17 protein-coding genes and 1 riboswitch are annotated in these 14257 nt (G+C 68.8%); of the genes, 16 read left to right on the top strand and 1 reads right to left on the bottom strand.

Features of this window, described 5'->3' with window-relative positions:
- The 5 genes from VGT06_08305 to VGT06_08325 form a co-directional block, all read left to right on the top strand.
- On the top strand, window positions 1-330 hold a 330-nt coding region (locus VGT06_08305; GenBank protein ID HEV8663124.1), incomplete at its 5' end, for an ABC transporter permease subunit.
- 83 nt (window positions 331-413) lie between these two features.
- Window positions 414-551 (top strand): hypothetical protein, encoded by a 138-nt coding sequence (locus tag VGT06_08310; GenBank protein HEV8663125.1) that lies wholly within the window; start codon window positions 414-416, stop codon window positions 549-551.
- 152 nt (window positions 552-703) lie between these two features.
- Complete coding sequence (locus VGT06_08315) at window positions 704-2407, top strand: nitrite reductase (GenBank protein HEV8663126.1); 1704 nt, start codon at window positions 704-706, stop codon at window positions 2405-2407.
- 86 nt (window positions 2408-2493) lie between these two features.
- Window positions 2494-3336 carry a sulfurtransferase gene (locus tag VGT06_08320; GenBank protein ID HEV8663127.1) on the top strand — a complete coding sequence of 281 codons (843 nt, stop codon included), beginning with the start codon at window positions 2494-2496 and terminating at the stop codon, window positions 3334-3336.
- Window positions 3337-3356: 20 nt separating this feature from the next.
- Window positions 3357-3575 (top strand): hypothetical protein, encoded by a 219-nt coding sequence (locus tag VGT06_08325; protein ID HEV8663128.1) that lies wholly within the window; start codon window positions 3357-3359, stop codon window positions 3573-3575.
- Between the two features lie 44 nt (window positions 3576-3619).
- Here VGT06_08325 and VGT06_08330 read toward each other — a convergent pair whose 3' ends face one another.
- Complete coding sequence (locus VGT06_08330; GenBank protein ID HEV8663129.1) at window positions 3620-4678, bottom strand: DoxX protein; 1059 nt, start codon at window positions 4676-4678, stop codon at window positions 3620-3622.
- Window positions 4679-4866: 188 nt separating this feature from the next.
- On the opposite strand from VGT06_08330, the gene VGT06_08335 reads away from it, so the two are divergent.
- The 11 genes from VGT06_08335 to VGT06_08385 all read left to right on the top strand — a co-directional run bounded on the left by VGT06_08335 (window position 4867) and on the right by VGT06_08385 (window position 14035).
- Window positions 4867-5805: a uroporphyrinogen-III synthase gene (locus tag VGT06_08335; GenBank protein ID HEV8663130.1), complete on the top strand. Its 939-nt coding sequence runs from the start codon at window positions 4867-4869 to the stop codon at window positions 5803-5805.
- Window positions 5792-6196 carry a hypothetical protein gene (locus VGT06_08340; protein ID HEV8663131.1) on the top strand — a complete coding sequence of 135 codons (405 nt, stop codon included), beginning with the start codon at window positions 5792-5794 and terminating at the stop codon, window positions 6194-6196. Before VGT06_08335 ends, VGT06_08340 begins: the two co-directional genes overlap by 14 nt.
- 30 nt (window positions 6197-6226) lie before the next feature.
- Window positions 6227-6994, top strand: coding sequence for a sulfite exporter TauE/SafE family protein (locus VGT06_08345; GenBank protein HEV8663132.1), 768 nt, complete (start codon window positions 6227-6229; stop codon window positions 6992-6994).
- Between the two features lie 18 nt (window positions 6995-7012).
- The gene (locus VGT06_08350; GenBank protein HEV8663133.1) at window positions 7013-7798 is read left to right on the top strand and encodes a phosphoadenylyl-sulfate reductase; all 786 of its coding nucleotides are present in this window, start codon (window positions 7013-7015) and stop codon (window positions 7796-7798) included.
- A gap of 1 nt (window position 7799) precedes the next feature.
- Complete coding sequence (sat, locus tag VGT06_08355; GenBank protein ID HEV8663134.1) at window positions 7800-8981, top strand: sulfate adenylyltransferase; 1182 nt, start codon at window positions 7800-7802, stop codon at window positions 8979-8981.
- Between the two features lie 100 nt (window positions 8982-9081).
- A complete protein-coding gene (locus VGT06_08360; protein HEV8663135.1) occupies window positions 9082-9321 on the top strand; it encodes an NIL domain-containing protein in 240 nt (79 codons plus the stop codon).
- 81 nt (window positions 9322-9402) lie between these two features.
- Window positions 9403-9518: riboswitch (SAM riboswitch) on the top strand.
- Between the two features lie 79 nt (window positions 9519-9597).
- On the top strand, window positions 9598-9816 hold the full coding sequence (locus VGT06_08365) for an NIL domain-containing protein (GenBank protein ID HEV8663136.1): 219 nt from the start codon (window positions 9598-9600) through the stop codon (window positions 9814-9816).
- A gap of 34 nt (window positions 9817-9850) precedes the next feature.
- Window positions 9851-11101, top strand: a complete 1251-nt coding sequence (gene thrC, locus VGT06_08370; GenBank protein ID HEV8663137.1) for a threonine synthase — start codon at window positions 9851-9853, stop codon at window positions 11099-11101.
- 31 nt (window positions 11102-11132) lie between these two features.
- Window positions 11133-11414 (top strand): MoaD/ThiS family protein, encoded by a 282-nt coding sequence (locus VGT06_08375; protein HEV8663138.1) that lies wholly within the window; start codon window positions 11133-11135, stop codon window positions 11412-11414.
- 138 nt (window positions 11415-11552) lie between these two features.
- A complete protein-coding gene (locus tag VGT06_08380) occupies window positions 11553-12920 on the top strand; it encodes an FAD-dependent oxidoreductase (protein HEV8663139.1) in 1368 nt (455 codons plus the stop codon).
- Window positions 12921-13537: 617 nt separating this feature from the next.
- The gene (locus VGT06_08385) at window positions 13538-14035 is read left to right on the top strand and encodes an RES family NAD+ phosphorylase (GenBank protein ID HEV8663140.1); all 498 of its coding nucleotides are present in this window, start codon (window positions 13538-13540) and stop codon (window positions 14033-14035) included.
- Window positions 14036-14257: the final 222 nt, after the last annotated feature.

The following is a 14257-nucleotide window of genomic DNA, read 5'->3' on the forward strand; positions in this document are numbered from 1 at the left end:
GAGGTGGATGGCCGTCTCGTGGACGGGGTCTTGATCCTCGGCGCGACCCGCCGGGACCTCCTCGTCCACGTCCATATCCCGGCTATCGCCGCGTGGGTGTTCGGCAGCCTGCGGGTGACGGTCGGCTTCGCGTTCACCGGAGCGGTGGTCGGAGAGTTCATCGCCGCGAGCCGGGGGCTGGGGTACCTGCTGAACTTTGCCCAGAACACCTTCAACGCCAGCCTCATGATGGCCAGCCTGGTCATCATCGTGGGCTTCATCCTGCTGATCTTTAGCGGCCTGAAGGTGGTGGAGGGGAAGCTCACGCCCTGGAGGGCGTCGGCGACCTAGGGGCGACTATGCCTGTGAGCATCGAACCCCCCTTCGAAGTGTCCGCGCTACGCGAGGGCCGGTGCCCCCACTGCCGGACGCGTTTGGAGAGGCAGGAGGGGGGGTTCCTCTTCGTGAAGAACGCCATCATCAAGGTGGACCTCAAGACCCGCCTGGCCGCGGCCAAGTGCCCGCAGTGCAAGCGGTGGGTCGAGGTCCCGCTGCAGCTGGCCGGGCCCTAGCCGGTCGGTCCGCTGCAGCTCGTCGCCCCAACGGCATAGGTTCGCATCGTCGAACAACGCCGGGGCATCCAGGGGCCCGGCTCCTGGAACCCCGGCGGTTGACTTTCGGACGCCCACGCCGGCGCGGCCCCCGGCCGGGAGAGGAGCGCAGGATGAGCGAGCAGCCGAAGGAGACCAAGGCGCAGCGCGTGGAGCGCCTCAAGCGGGAGAAAAATCCCTGGGAGTGCCTGGAGGAGATCCAGCGGTTCGCGCGCGAGGGCTATGCCGCCATCCCGCCGGAGTGGCTGGGGACCTACTTTCGGTGGTGGGGGGTCTACACCCAGGGGGACGGCGTCGGCGCCGTGGGGGGGAAAGGAGGCGAAGGGAAGCCCGTCCCCTACTTCATGGTGCGCATCCGAATCCCGAACGGCTTCCTCCTTTCCCACCAGCTCCGCACCGTCGCGGACCTGACGACCAAGTACGCCAGGGGGATCGGCGACATCACCGTCCGCCAGAACATCCAGCTCCACTGGGTCGCCATCGAGGACCTGCCCGCGGTCCTCGCCAGCCTCTGGCGCTGCGGTCTCACCACCATGGGCTCCTGCGGCGATGACACCCGCAACATCACCGGCTGCCCGCTCGCCGGGGTGGATCCCGACGAGGTCGTGGACGCCTCCCCCCTCGCCCATGCCGCGACCCGGATGCTGAACGGGAACCCGGCCTTCTACAACCTCCCGCGCAAGTACAAGATCTGCATCACCGGATGCCGGGTCTGGTGCGGTTACCCCGAGATCAACGACATCGGCATGACCGCGGTGAGCCGCGCCGCCGGCGGGAAGCCGGAGGTCGGTTTTTCGGTTCGGGTCGGCGGGGGATTGTCCACCGACCCGCATCTGGCGGTACGCCTCAACGCCTTCGTGCGCTGGAACCAGGTCCTCCCCGTGGTCCGGGGGATCACGGAGCTCTTTCGGGACTCGGAGGGCCTCCGGCAGAACCGGGAGCGGGCGCGCCTCAAATTCCTGTTCCTCCGGGAGGGCTGGACGGCGGAGCGCTTTCAGGAGGAGCTGGAGGACCGCCTCGGCTTCCGGCTCGACCCGGCCGTGCCGGAGGAGCCGCCGGAAGACGTCTACCGGGACCATGTCGGCATCCACCCCCAGCGGCAGGAGGGCTACCATTCTGCGGGCATCCCGGTGCTGCGCGGGCGGATCACCGCCGAGCAGATGGCCCGGGTGGCCGACCTGGCCGACCGGTACGGGACGGGCGAGGTGCGGACCACCGCCATGCAGAACCTCCTCCTCCTGAACATCCCGGCCCGTCACGTGGACGCCCTCGCCGGAGAGACCGAGGCCGCCGGGTTGCGCCTGGGCGCCTCCCCGTTCTGGCGAGGGACCGTCGCCTGCACGGGGACCGAGTTCTGCAAGCTGGCCATCACCGAGACCAAGGGCTATGCCCGGTGGCTGGTGGAGGACCTGGAGGAACGCCTGCCCGGCTTCGAGCAGCACCTGAAGATCCACATCACCGGCTGCCCGAACTCCTGCGGGCAGCACTGGATTGCCGACCTCGGAATCGAGGGGAAGAAGGTGAAGGTGGACGGCAAGATGGTGGATGCCTACTACTTCTGCGTCGGCGGGGCGGTCGGGAAGCATCAGGCCATCGCGCGTCCCGTCGGGTACCGCTGCCCCGCGACCGAGGTCCCCGAGGCCATCGCGCGCCTGCTCCGGGGCTACCTCCGGGACCGGGTGAACGGCGAGAACTTTCGCCGATTCTGCGCTCGGCACGGTGACGAGGCGCTGCGGGCGATCCTGGCAGGGGCCGAGGTCGCCGCGGCGGTCCGAGACCCCTCCCCCGGCCGTCCTCCCCACGGGGTCGAGGCGTAGCACGGGCCGCTACGCCCCCGGGCTCTCGCCATCGCCGCGGGAGCAGTCGGGAATGTCCAGGTGATCGGACGCGTAAAGGAGGAGCGATGAGCGAATATGCCAACCCGCAGGTTCTGGTCTCGACGCAGTGGGTCGAGGAGCATCAGCGGGATCCGAAGGTGCGGATCGTCGAGGTGGACGTGGACGCGAAGTCCTACGAGGAGGGTCACATCCCCGGGGCCATCGCGTGGTCCTGGAATACCCAACTCTGCGACACGGTCCGGCGGGACATTCTTCCGAAAGCCGACTTCGAGAGGCTGATGGGCGTTTCAGGAATCGACAACGGCACCACCGTGGTCCTCTACGGGGATAACAATAACTGGTTCGCCGCATGGGCCTTCTGGCAGTTGAAGATCTACGGCCATGGCGATGTCCGGCTGATGAACGGGGGGCGGAAGAAGTGGATCGAGGAGAAGCGGGAGCTGACGAAGGACACCCCCAAGCCTCCCGCCAAGACGTACCGGGCGAAGGACCCGGATCTCTCGATCCGCTCCTTCCTCCCGGACGTCCAGAAGGCGGTGGCGCAGAAGGCGGTTGAGCTCGTCGACGTGCGGAGCCCGCAGGAATTCACGGGGGAGATCCTCGCGCCGCCGGGGCTCCCGGAGACCTGCCAGCGGGGCGGACACATCCCCGGGGCGAAGAGCATCACCTGGTCGAAGGCGTGCAACGAGGACGGGACCTTCAAGAGCCGGGACGAGCTCGCCAGGCTCTACCGGGAGGCCGGGATTACCGGCTCCAAGCCCGTCATCGCCTATTGCCGGATCGGCGAGCGCTCCAGCCACAGCTGGTTCGTCCTGAAGTACCTCCTGGGCTTCAAGGACGTCCGGAACTACGACGGGAGCTGGACGGAGTGGGGAAACCTGGTCGCCGCCCCGGTCGAGAAGCCCTGATGGCTTCCGGGGAGAGCGCGATGCGGCCGGAGGAATACGCGCGCAGGCAGGAGCAGGTGGGGCGCTGGCGGATCAATATCGTCAGCTATCGGCTGGGCGACCGGTACCTCTGCACGGTGGATAACGTGGAGCCTGGAGCACGGCTCGCGCGGGGGGAAGGGGGGACACGGGCGGAGGCGGAGCAGGCAGCCATCGCGAAGGCGACGGCCCTGCTCTCCCGGACCCGCGTCATGGGGTGAGGCGGCCTGGACCGCACCCCCCTGGCGGCCGAGGACGTGAGGCCCTACCGCTGCAGCAGGACCCCGAGGGGTGGCTGCATGATCCCGCGTACCCAGGCAGCCAGGTTCTCCAGGTCGGACTTCCCCCAGACGAAGAAAAGGGCCATCGCACCGTAGAAGGGAAGGTGGCCCACCAGCTCCTCCGGCCCGAAGATCCCCAGGGTCAGGTTGAAGGGGAACCAGGCGACCACGATGATGTCCCGGAGGAACACCCCGCTCATGACGCAGAGGCCCACCAGGAGTTCCACCGCGCCGATCACCAGCACGAATTGGGCATCGGTCAGCGGCACCCCGAGGGCGGGGAGGAAATTCAGGGGGTACTCCGCCAGGAAGTCCACGGCCATCGGGACGTTCAGGAGTTTTTCGGTGAAGGCGACCGCGATCAGGCTGAGGCCGATCGCCACGCGCAGCGCCGGGACGGCCCACACGAGGAGGCGTGGGCCCGGCTCCCACTTCGGAAAGAGTGCCCGGTCCACCGCGAAGGGTCCCCGGCCGCCGCAGTAGAAGAAGGCGCTGAAGCCCAGGATGTGGACCGCCTCCAGCATCTGTTCGATGCCGACCACGAAGAGGCCGACTCCCCACATCAGGGCCAAGAGGAGCGCGAAGAGCCGGGTCGCCGAGCCGTAGAAGAGGCCGAGCATCACCCCGATCTGTCCCAGCGTGAACAGGTGGGCCCAGATCCCCTCCAGGCCGTTGCTGGGGGCGAAGAGGGTGTGGTTGAGGCCGTTGACCAGCAGGGAGACGCCGAGATGGGCCGCAAGGAAAAGGGGCACGAAGGCGTAGAGCGCGTCCCTTCCCTCGGGGGTCCCCCCGAGCGCCACGGGGCCGGGGACGAAAGAACGCTGCCCCCGCCATCGCCAGAGGAGGAGTGCCCCCGCCCAGAGGGCGAGGGGTCCCCCGATGGCCAGCCACGTCCAGGGCTCCGCGAGCGCTTCGGGCCGAAGCGGATAGGCCTCGGCATCGAGGAACCACTTCTCGTGCGCGTGGGCGGTCTGGCCCCAGGCCCCCAGCATGGCCAGCGTCCCGGCGAGCCCTCGCCGGAGGCGTCTGCGATCGCCGTGCATCTTCCCACCCTCCTCCCGCCGGGACTGGACGGCGCGGGCCTGCTCCTCTATCGGGAGTCAGGGACGCTTATAGCACCAGGGACACTCGGCTGGCTAGGGGGCCGGCTGAAGCATGCGGGCGTGCGGGGGACCAAGAAGATCGGGGCACCGCCGGGCAGGCGACGGGCGGCGCGGCGAGAGGACCGCTGATGCAACTCCATGGACTGACCGTGGCGGTCACGGGGAGCCGGCGGGCCTCGGAGCTCGCCGAGCTGGTCGCCCGCTTCGGCGGCGTCCCGTACGTGGCCCCCACGGTCGGAATTGACGTGCAGGAGGAGGCGGACCTCCAGGTGGATGCCCTGGTGCAGCGGATCCTCGGGGGCCCATGCGATTATGCCGTCTTCATGACGGGACCGGGGGTCTATCTGCTGATGGCCAAGGCGGAGACACTCGGGGTGCAACGCGCGGTCGTGGATCGCCTGAACCGCGTCGCGGTCGTGGCGAGGAGCCAGAAGCCGCAGAAGGTGCTGGAGCGGTACGGCGTGCGGGTGCGGCTGGTGCCCTCGGACAATACGGCGGCCGGGATCGCCGCCGAGATGGGGAAGCTCGACCTCGAGGGAAAGCGTGTGGCGATCCTCTGGCATGGGGCCGCGGGGCCCGTCCTTCGCCAGACCCTGGAAAGCAGGGGGGCAGACGTCTTCGAGGCGCAGGCGTACATGTACTCGCCGGAGCTCGAGAAGAGTGGTGCCGCCGTTCTTCAGGCTCTGGGATATCAATACGTCAGCCCCGAACACGAGAGGGTCCTCGAGCTCATCCGGGAAGTCCAGGGGGGAAACATCCAGATCATCACCTTCACCAGTCCCCCCGCTGCGCGGAACCTCTTCCGCATGGCGGCGGAGCACAGCCTGGACGAGGACCTGTGCAGGGCGTTGAATGCGAACGTGCTGGTTGTCGCCGTCGGGCCCCCGACGCGGCGGGCGATCGAGGAACACGGGATCAGCGTGGACGTGATGCCGGAGGCTTACAAGCTCGGGCCGATGGTGCGAGCGATCGTGGAGTATCTGGCTCAGCCCCTCTCCTCGCCGAAGATGCGATTGCTTGCGAGGGCTGTGTCCGGGAACGGAGAGGACAGCCATGGCCAGTCCTGAGCGCGCCGAAGTGGATGTTCTCCTGCAGCTCTACCAGATCTATGACCGGAACCGGGAGGCGCTCCTCTGGTTCCTGCACGACCTCGCCCCGAAGGACTACGCCGCGTACACGGCCCAGTACGCCGGCACGTCCAGAGAACGCGTGGCCTTCACCTCGGTCTGCGGCTTTTTCGAGCTGGCGGGGGTGCTGGTCAACCGGAAACTGCTCAGCGCAGACCTGTTCTTCGACGTCTTCAACCCCGCTCCCTACTGGGAACGCGCGCGGCCGATCGTGGAGGGGATGCGCAAGGCGCGACCGCACATCTACGAGAATTTCGAGGGCCTCGTGGCGAAACGCCGGGAATGGGCTGCAAAGCGCCCGGCACAGGGCAGGGCGAAGGCCCGCAGATAGGCTGCGGGCCCCCGAACGGGAGCAGGCACGATGGACCTCGGCTTTTCCGCGCTCGGCTTTGTCGTAGGCGTTCTGGTCGGTCTCACGGGCGTCGGGAGCGGGTCGGTCATGACCCCCCTGCTCATCCTCGCAGGCGTCCGGCCGGCCGTGGCGGTGGCCAGCGACCTGATCTTCGCGGCCATCACGAAGGGGGTCGGTGCCGTCCAGCACATCCGACAGGGGACCGTGAATCTCCCCCTCGTCTTCTACCTGAGCCTTGGGAGCGTCCCGGCCGGGCTGTTGGGAGCTAACCTCTTCACGCTTCTGGAAGGGGGGCTCGGCCCGGCGCTGGATGTCTGGGTCAGCAGAACGGTGGCGATCGTCCTCATCTTCCTGTCGGCGTTCACCCTCTTCGAGCTCCTGCGGCCCAGGACGGGCGAGCCGCGCAAGCCGCCCTTGCCATGGACCGGACGGCTCAAAGGGCTTACGGTCCTCCTGGGGGCGGGAATCGGCCTGCTCGTGAGCTTCACCTCGATCGGAAGCGGGTCGATCGTGGCCGCGCTGCTCTTGTACACGTATCGGATTCGCCCGAGCGCGGTGGTGGGCTCGGATATCGTCCAGGCGGTCTTCCTGGCGGGCGCCGCCGGGCTGGTCCACGCCACCGGAGGGCGGGTGGATCCCGGGCTGGTCCTCAGCCTGGTGCTCGGCTCGATCCCCGGCGTGCTGGTGGGGAGCACGTTCTGCCCCAGGATGCCGCAGCGGGCGTTGCGAGGGGCGGTGGCGGTCGCGATCCTGTACGCGGGGGTTCGACTTCTCTAACCGGAGGGAGGATCTCGGATGACGGAGTATGCGGAGGGCCGTGAGGGGGCGCTCGCTGGAACATCGGGGACCCTCAGGAGGGACGCTGCAGACCTGCAGCGCTGGCTGCAAGCAGACGGGCAGGGACGGCCCGCCGAGGAGGTCCTCGCCTGGGCCAGCCGGACGTTCCGGCCCCGGATCGCGCTAGCCTCGAGCTTCGGCGTGGAGGACGTCGCGCTGATCGACATCTGGTCGAGGATCGATCCGGCGGTCCGGGTCTTCACCCTGGACACGGGGCGGCTGCCCGAGGAGACCTACGACGTCATGGACCGGATCCGGGAGCGGTACGGGATCGCCATCGCCACCTACTGCCCCGAGGCGGCAGCGGTGGAAGCGCTGGAGCGGGAGCGGGGGTTCTACTCGTTCCGCCGGAGCGTGGCGGAACGCAAAACCTGCTGCGGGATCCGCAAGGTCGAGCCGCTCGGCCGGGCCCTGGCCGGCCTGGACGCCTGGGTGACGGGGCTGCGCCGCGAGCAGGCGGAGACCCGGACGGCCGTCCGCCAGGTGGAGCGGGACCCGGCCCACGGGGGGATGATCAAGATCAATCCGCTGGCCGAGTGGACCACGGACCAGGTGTGGGAGTACGTCCGGGCGCACGACGTCCCCTACAACCGCCTCCACGACCAGGGCTACCCCAGCATCGGATGCGCCCCCTGCACGCGCGCCATCCGGCCGGGCGAGGACCTGCGCGCCGGCCGCTGGTGGTGGGAGCGCCCCGAGAGCAAGGAGTGCGGCCTGCACCTGGCGCCCCGGGCGGAGGCCTGAGATGGGCAGGGAGATCGCCCCTCACGGCGGAGTCCTGGTGGACCGGGTGGCCGCCGCCGAGGACCGGGGGGCCCTCCGGGAGCGGGCCGGCCGGCTGGCCGGTCTCCCGCTCGATGCGCGCAGCCGGGCGGACCTGCTCCTGCTCGCCACGGGCGCCTACAGCCCCCTCACCGGGTTCATGGGAGAGGCGGATTACCGCCGCGTCGTGGGCGAGATGCGGCTCGCGAGCGGCCTCGTGTGGTCCCTCCCGATCACCCTGGCGGTGAGCCGCGAGCGGGGAGAGGGCTTGCGGGCGGGGGAGGAGGTCGCGCTCCTGGCGGAGGACGGGGAGCCCTTGGCGCTCCTCGAGGTGGCGGAGGTTTATCCCTACGACCGGGAGCGAGAGGCGCGCGAGGTCTTCCGGACCACCGATCCGGCCCATCCGGGCGTGGCCGCCCTGTACCGCCAGGGGGAGCTCCTGGTCGGCGGCCAGGTCACGCTGCTCGCCGATCCCCCCGCGGACCCGCCCGGCCCGTTCCCCCGGTACCCGGCGGAGACCCGCCGGGGCATTCAGGAACGGGGCTGGCAGACCGTGGTGGGCTTCCAGACCCGCAATCCCGTCCACCGCGCCCACGAGTACCTCCAGAAGTGCGCCCTGGAGGTGGTGGACGGCCTCCTGCTCCACCCGTTGGTCGGGGAAACGAAGGCGGACGACATCCCCGCGCCCGTCCGCCTCGCCTGCTACCGCGTGCTCCTCGAGGGCTACTTTCCCAAGGATCGGGTCCTGCTGGGACTCCTCCCGGCGGCCATGCGGTACGCGGGGCCCCGGGAGGCGATCTTCCATGCGCTCGTGCGGAAGAACTACGGCTGCTCCCACTTCATCGTGGGGAGGGACCACGCGGGGGTCGGGAACTACTACGGCAGCACCGACGCGCAGCGGATCTTCGGGGCCTTCGCGCCGGGCGAGCTGGGCATTCTCCCCCTCTTCTTCGAACACGCCTTCTATTGCCGGCGCTGCGGCGGCATGGCGACCCCGAAGACCTGCCCGCACGAGCGGGGCGAGCACGTCAGTCTCTCCGGGACGCGGGTCCGGGAGATGCTGACCCGCGTTGAGCTCCCCCCGCCCGAGTACACCCGCCCGGAGGTGGCTCAGGTCCTCATCCAGTGGGCGTCGGAGCGGGGCTACGAGCGGTACGACATCTAGCCCCACGGAGCGAACCCGGCCTTTGACACCGGCGGCGGTGGGAGGGTATACTTTTTAGCACGCGACGGCGACCGGAGGCCCGCAGCCGTGCGGGGGAGCCATGGCGAAGCGGCGCGTCCACCTGACCTTCCCGGGCAAGCTGGCCGACGAGCCCCTCCTCTGGAAACTCAGCCAGACTTTCGACCTCGTATTCAATATCCGCCAGGCGGACTATGCCGAAGGGCTCGGCTGGATGATGACCGAGCTGGAGGGAACCCACGCCAACCTAGCGGCGGGGCTCCGGTGGCTGGAGGGGCAGGGGGTGCACGTGGGCCCGATCGAGCAGGACGTCGTCCACTGACCCCCTTTTCCGCTTGACAACGTCGGACGCCTCTGGTGTACTACGCGAAATTTGCTCTCTGACAATCGACTGCTTGTCCGCTTCTCATCCAGAGTGGCTGAGGGACTGGCCCTGTGAAGCCACGGCAACGGGCGGCCGCTGTGCGGGCCGCCGCCGTGCCAACTCCTGCAGCCGGGAAACCGGCTGAGAGATGAGAGGGGGAGACGCGCCTGCTGCCAGCGTGCTGAGCCCCTTCTCAACCGGATGAGAAGGGGCTTCCGTTTTTGCGGAGGAAGGATGCCCACGACGCGGGTGACGCTCACATTCCCCCAGGCGCTGGTAAGAGAACCGGTAATCTGGCGGGTGTCGAAAGAGTTCGGCCTGGTGCCGAACATCCGCAAGGCCAAGATCACGGAGGAAGCGGGGGAGGTGGTCCTGGACTTCACCGGGACCGCTGACGCTCTGGATCGAGGGATGACGTACCTCCGGACGCTCGGAATCCGGGTCACGCTCTGAGGAGGGCCTGCACGCGGGGCCCCGGGAGGAACGGATGGCGCATGTCAAGGGCCTGAAGTGCCGGGAGTGTCACCGGCCCTACCCCGCGAAGCCGCTCCACGTCTGCGAGTTCTGCTTCGGACCGCTCGAGGTGGACTACGACTACGCGGCGCTGCGCCGGGTGGCGACCCGTCGCGCCATCGAGGCCGGTCCCCCCAGCATCTGGCGCTACCAGGCCCTTCTCCCGGTGGACGGGGAGGCGGCGGTGGGGCACGCCTGCGGCATGACCCCCCTCCTTCCGGCGAAGAACCTCGGGGCCGCGCTGGGGGTCCGGGAGTGCTATCTGAAGAACGACGCCGTCTGCCATCCCACCCTCTCCTTCAAGGACCGGGTGGTAGCGGTCGCCGTGACCAAAGCGATCGAGTTCGGGTTCTCGGTGGTCGCCTGCGCCTCCACGGGGAACCTGGCCAACTCGGTAGCCGCGCACTCCGCCCAGGCCACCCTCCGGAGCGTCATCTTCGTCCCCGCCGACCTGGAGCAGAGCAAAATCGTCGGCACGCTGATCTACCGCCCGACCCTGGTGGCGGTGGACGGCAACTACGACGAGGTCAACCGCCTCTGCAGCGAGGTGGCGGACAAGTACGGCTGGGCCTTCGTGAACATCAACATCCGCCCCTATTACGCGGAGGGCTCCAAGACCTTCGGCTTCGAGATCGCCGAGCAGCTCGGCTGGCGGGCGCCCCGGCACATCGTGGTCCCGGCGGCCGGGGGTTCCCTGGTGACCAAGATCTGGAAGGGCCTCAAGGAGCTCCACGCCCTGGACCTGATCCCGGAGGTCCCCACCCGGATGTACGTGGCCCAGGCGGCAGGCTGCGGGCCCATCGTCAATGCCATCAAGGCGGACTCGGAGACGATCCGACCGGTGAAGCCGAAGACCATCGCCAAGTCGCTCGCCATCGGCAATCCGGCGGACGGCTACTATGCCTTCAAGGCGGTGAAGGAGAGCGGCGGCGGCGGCGAGCACGCCATCGACGAGGAAATCCTCGAGGCGATCCAGCTCCTGGCCGCCACCGAGGGGATCTTCACGGAGACGGCAGGCGGCGTGACCGTGGCGGCCGCGCGGAAGCTCGTGGCACAGGGAGTGATCCCGCGGGACGAGAGCCTGGTGATCAGCATCACCGGCAACGGCCTGAAGACCCAGGAAGCGCTGGCCGGGGTGCTGCCGGTCGGGCTGACCATCAAACCGACGCTCCGGGCCTTCGAGGAGGCGCTGGCCGCCCACGAGGCGGCGCAGGGTGGCGCCTGAGCGACGGCGGGCCAGGGAGGGGGAGGCAGGGATGAGCGTGCTGGTGCGGATCCCGACGCCCCTGCGGGGCCTCACGCGGGGGCAGGCAGAGATCAAGAGCGAGGGGGCTTCCATCGGGGAGCTGATCGAGCGGCTGGACGCCCAGTACGCCGGGCTGAAGGACCGCCTCTGCGAGGGAAACGGTGCCATCCGCCGGTTCATCAATATCTACGTCAACGAAGAGGACATCCGCTTCCTCCAGGGGCCGGCCACCCCGCTGAAGACCGGGGACGCCGTCTCCATCGTCCCGGCCATCGCGGGCGGCCGCCGCTAGATCGTCGCTCGCAACCCGCTCCGTGCCGAGGGCACGCCGATGGGCCACCGGGCGGCCAGGTGTCCCGCTCCCCCGACCCATCCCTCCTGGTGTACTCCCAACGAACGGATGTCCGATGACTGAAGCGCTCCCGGCACCATGACACGCTTGCGGGCGGACGTGGTCATCTGCGGCGCCGGGATGGCTGGAGTCGCCGCGGCCTACCACCTGGCGGTTCGGCGCGGCCTCAAGGACGTGGTGCTCGTGGATGAGCGGCCGCCGCTCACGCTCACCAGCGACAAGGGCACGGAGGCCTACCGGAACTGGTGGCCCGGGCCTGGCGATACGATGCTCCGCTTCATGAATCGCAGCATTGACCTCCTGGAAGAGTTGGCGCACGAGAGCAACAACTGCTTCCAGTTGAACCGGCGCGGCTACGTGTTCCTCACCGCCGATCCGGATCAGGTCGCCCGGATGCGACAGAGCGCCGCCGAGATCGCGGCGCTGGGGGCCGGACCCTTGCGCGAGCATCCCGGCGCGAACCCCTATGTCCCCTCCCCACCCCAGGGTTTCGCCAACGGCCCCGTCGGGGCGGACCTCGTGCGGGATCCGAAGGTCATCCGGGAGCGGTTTCCCTTCATCACCGAAGACGCGGTGGCGATGCTCCACGTTCGGCGCTGCGGCTGGCTGAACGCCCCGCAACTCGGCAAGTGGCTGCTCGCGCAGGCGCAGGCCCGCGGGGTCCGCCTGCGGCAGGATCGGGTTGAGCGCGTGACCCTGACAGGCGGCCGTGTCCAGACGATCCACCTCCGCTCCGGCGAGGCGCTGAGCACACGCACCTTTGTGATCGCCGCCGGTCCCTATCTCATGCAAGTCGGCGCCATGCTGGGGTTGGACATTCCCGTCTTCAACGAGTTGCACGGGAAGATGGCCTTCAGGGACTCCCTGGGCATCGTGCCCCGCGAGGCTCCCCTCATGATCTGGACCGACCCGCTCACCCTGCCGTGGAGTCCGGCCGAGCGCAAGCGGCTCGCCGCCGGGGCGGACACCCGCTGGCTGCTCGAGGAGTTCCCGGCCGGCGTTCACTTTCGCCCGCGAGGGGACGTGGACAACCCGACCCTGCTGGTGATATGGACCTATGACACCAAACCGCAGGAGCCGGTTTGGCCGCCGCGGTTCGACCCACACTATGCTGAGATCCTGTTGCGGGGCCTGGCGCGGATGATCCCGGGCCTGTCGGCCTACCTCGGCCAGGGAGGGCAGGGGTACGTGGACGGCGGGTACTACTGCAAGACCCGGGAGAACCGGCCCCTCATCGGGCCCCTCCCGGTCGGAGGGGCCTTCGTCATTGGGGCCCTCTCCGGGTACGGGGTCATGGGCTCCCAGGCGGCCGCAGAACTGCTGGCCGCGCACGTGACAGGCGGGGATTTGCCAGACTATGCGCCGGCCTTCCTGCTGGAGCGCTATGAACAGGCGGAGTATCAGGCCTTGCTGGCGGGCTGGGATGCCTCATCCGGCCAGCTCTAGCCGGCGGAGGGGTAGTGAACGAATTGGTGACCGGTCCCGCTCTAATTACGAATTCCCCCCTGGACCCACCTGAGCATACCCAAGAAGACCCATCCCCGCAAGAACCCGAGCATTCGGAGTGACCGATGGTGCCCCTGGATCCTCCTGGTGCGGGGTGGTCCGGTAGCAGCGTGGTAGCAAGGAAACGCCCCCCGGGGGCACCGACCACTCGGTCGGTAGTCTCTCGGGCGCGTCAGGATACATCGGAAGCAAACTTGGAACGAGGTCGGCGTGCAGCTCCTCACATCTTCCCGCCAGGTTCCGCCGACGAGATCCTCGCCAGCGTCGCACGATTTTGTCACCGAATCTCTAATTCAGGACCCTAGCGACGCTTGAAGTGCTGAGTCCGCCGAGCCGGTCTGGCAGGGCCGGGGGTAGGAGGAGAAACGAGGGGGAGGCAAGCCCGGCCTGAGGTACTGCGGTAGCATCCCATGGATTCTTCAAGACGCAGTAAGGCACCCCTGCTCTCGAACCGACTTTTCCCTTGACACGGCCGCGCCGGGCCGACCAGCGGCACTTGACAGGCACTATAGCACGTTATATATTACATACCAAGATGGGTCAGGCCAGGAGGGCCAGTGCCATCAGCGACGTGGTACCGGATCGTCAAACGCGAGCGCGCCACGCGAGAAGATGTGTTGCAGAGCCGGGGTGGCCGATTCCAGGGGGAGCCCGAGGAGGGACCGATGACGTACGTGGCTGACAGCCTGCGAACGGCCTGGCGGGAGGTGACGGCGCACTTGGGGGTGCCAGCGAACCCGCGCGCCTTCCGGGCCTGGCGTGTAACATTAACCGGGGCGCGGCTCGTTGACCTGCGCGAGACGGACGCGCAGGTGCGGTTTCAGATCACCGCCCAGGACCTCGCGGCTGTGCCGGCGCCGCCGACGTGCGCGGCTACTGCCGGCCGAGTCCGGCGAGCCCGGGAGGACTACCACGGCCTGATCTACCCGTCCGTGCGGAACCTGCCCGACGGCGTCTGTGCGGTCTTGTTCCTGGAGCGCACAGAGGCCCTGATCGAACTCGAACCTGTTGGAGAAGACGAATGGGAACGATTCATTCGCGAAGGCGACGGCTAACGAAGCGGGGGGCGCCGGCCTCGGTCCAGAAGCGGCGAGCGGCCGGGAGCCCCAGGGGGGAGGGACCACGGGTGCGGACCAGGGGGAAGGTCACGCAGGGGATTCGAGCGCTCCGGGAAGCCCTTGGCCCGGCGCCGGAGCGGCCGTTGTCGCAGGAGCAGTTGGCCCGGTTGCTCGGGGTCTCGTGGAGCACGGTCGCCCGCTGGGAAACGGGCGGGGAGC

The sequence above is a fragment of the Candidatus Methylomirabilis sp. genome (genome assembly GCA_036000645.1).
Taxonomy (GTDB): Bacteria; Methylomirabilota; Methylomirabilia; order Methylomirabilales; family JACPAU01; genus JACPAU01.

Coding starts and splice junctions, on each gene's coding strand:
- VGT06_08315 (HEV8663126.1), top strand. CDS start 704: ATGAGCGAGCAGCCGAAGGAGACCAAGGCGCAGCGCGTGGAGCGCCTC.
- VGT06_08320 (HEV8663127.1), top strand. CDS start 2,494: ATGAGCGAATATGCCAACCCGCAGGTTCTGGTCTCGACGCAGTGGGTC.
- VGT06_08325 (HEV8663128.1), top strand. CDS start 3,357: ATGCGGCCGGAGGAATACGCGCGCAGGCAGGAGCAGGTGGGGCGCTGG.
- VGT06_08330 (HEV8663129.1), bottom strand. CDS start 4,678: ATGCACGGCGATCGCAGACGCCTCCGGCGAGGGCTCGCCGGGACGCTG.
- VGT06_08335 (HEV8663130.1), top strand. CDS start 4,867: ATGCAACTCCATGGACTGACCGTGGCGGTCACGGGGAGCCGGCGGGCC.
- VGT06_08340 (HEV8663131.1), top strand. CDS start 5,792: ATGGCCAGTCCTGAGCGCGCCGAAGTGGATGTTCTCCTGCAGCTCTAC.
- VGT06_08345 (HEV8663132.1), top strand. CDS start 6,227: ATGGACCTCGGCTTTTCCGCGCTCGGCTTTGTCGTAGGCGTTCTGGTC.
- VGT06_08350 (HEV8663133.1), top strand. CDS start 7,013: ATGACGGAGTATGCGGAGGGCCGTGAGGGGGCGCTCGCTGGAACATCG.
- sat (HEV8663134.1), top strand. CDS start 7,800: ATGGGCAGGGAGATCGCCCCTCACGGCGGAGTCCTGGTGGACCGGGTG.
- VGT06_08360 (HEV8663135.1), top strand. CDS start 9,082: ATGGCGAAGCGGCGCGTCCACCTGACCTTCCCGGGCAAGCTGGCCGAC.
- VGT06_08365 (HEV8663136.1), top strand. CDS start 9,598: ATGCCCACGACGCGGGTGACGCTCACATTCCCCCAGGCGCTGGTAAGA.
- thrC (HEV8663137.1), top strand. CDS start 9,851: ATGGCGCATGTCAAGGGCCTGAAGTGCCGGGAGTGTCACCGGCCCTAC.
- VGT06_08375 (HEV8663138.1), top strand. CDS start 11,133: ATGAGCGTGCTGGTGCGGATCCCGACGCCCCTGCGGGGCCTCACGCGG.
- VGT06_08380 (HEV8663139.1), top strand. CDS start 11,553: ATGACACGCTTGCGGGCGGACGTGGTCATCTGCGGCGCCGGGATGGCT.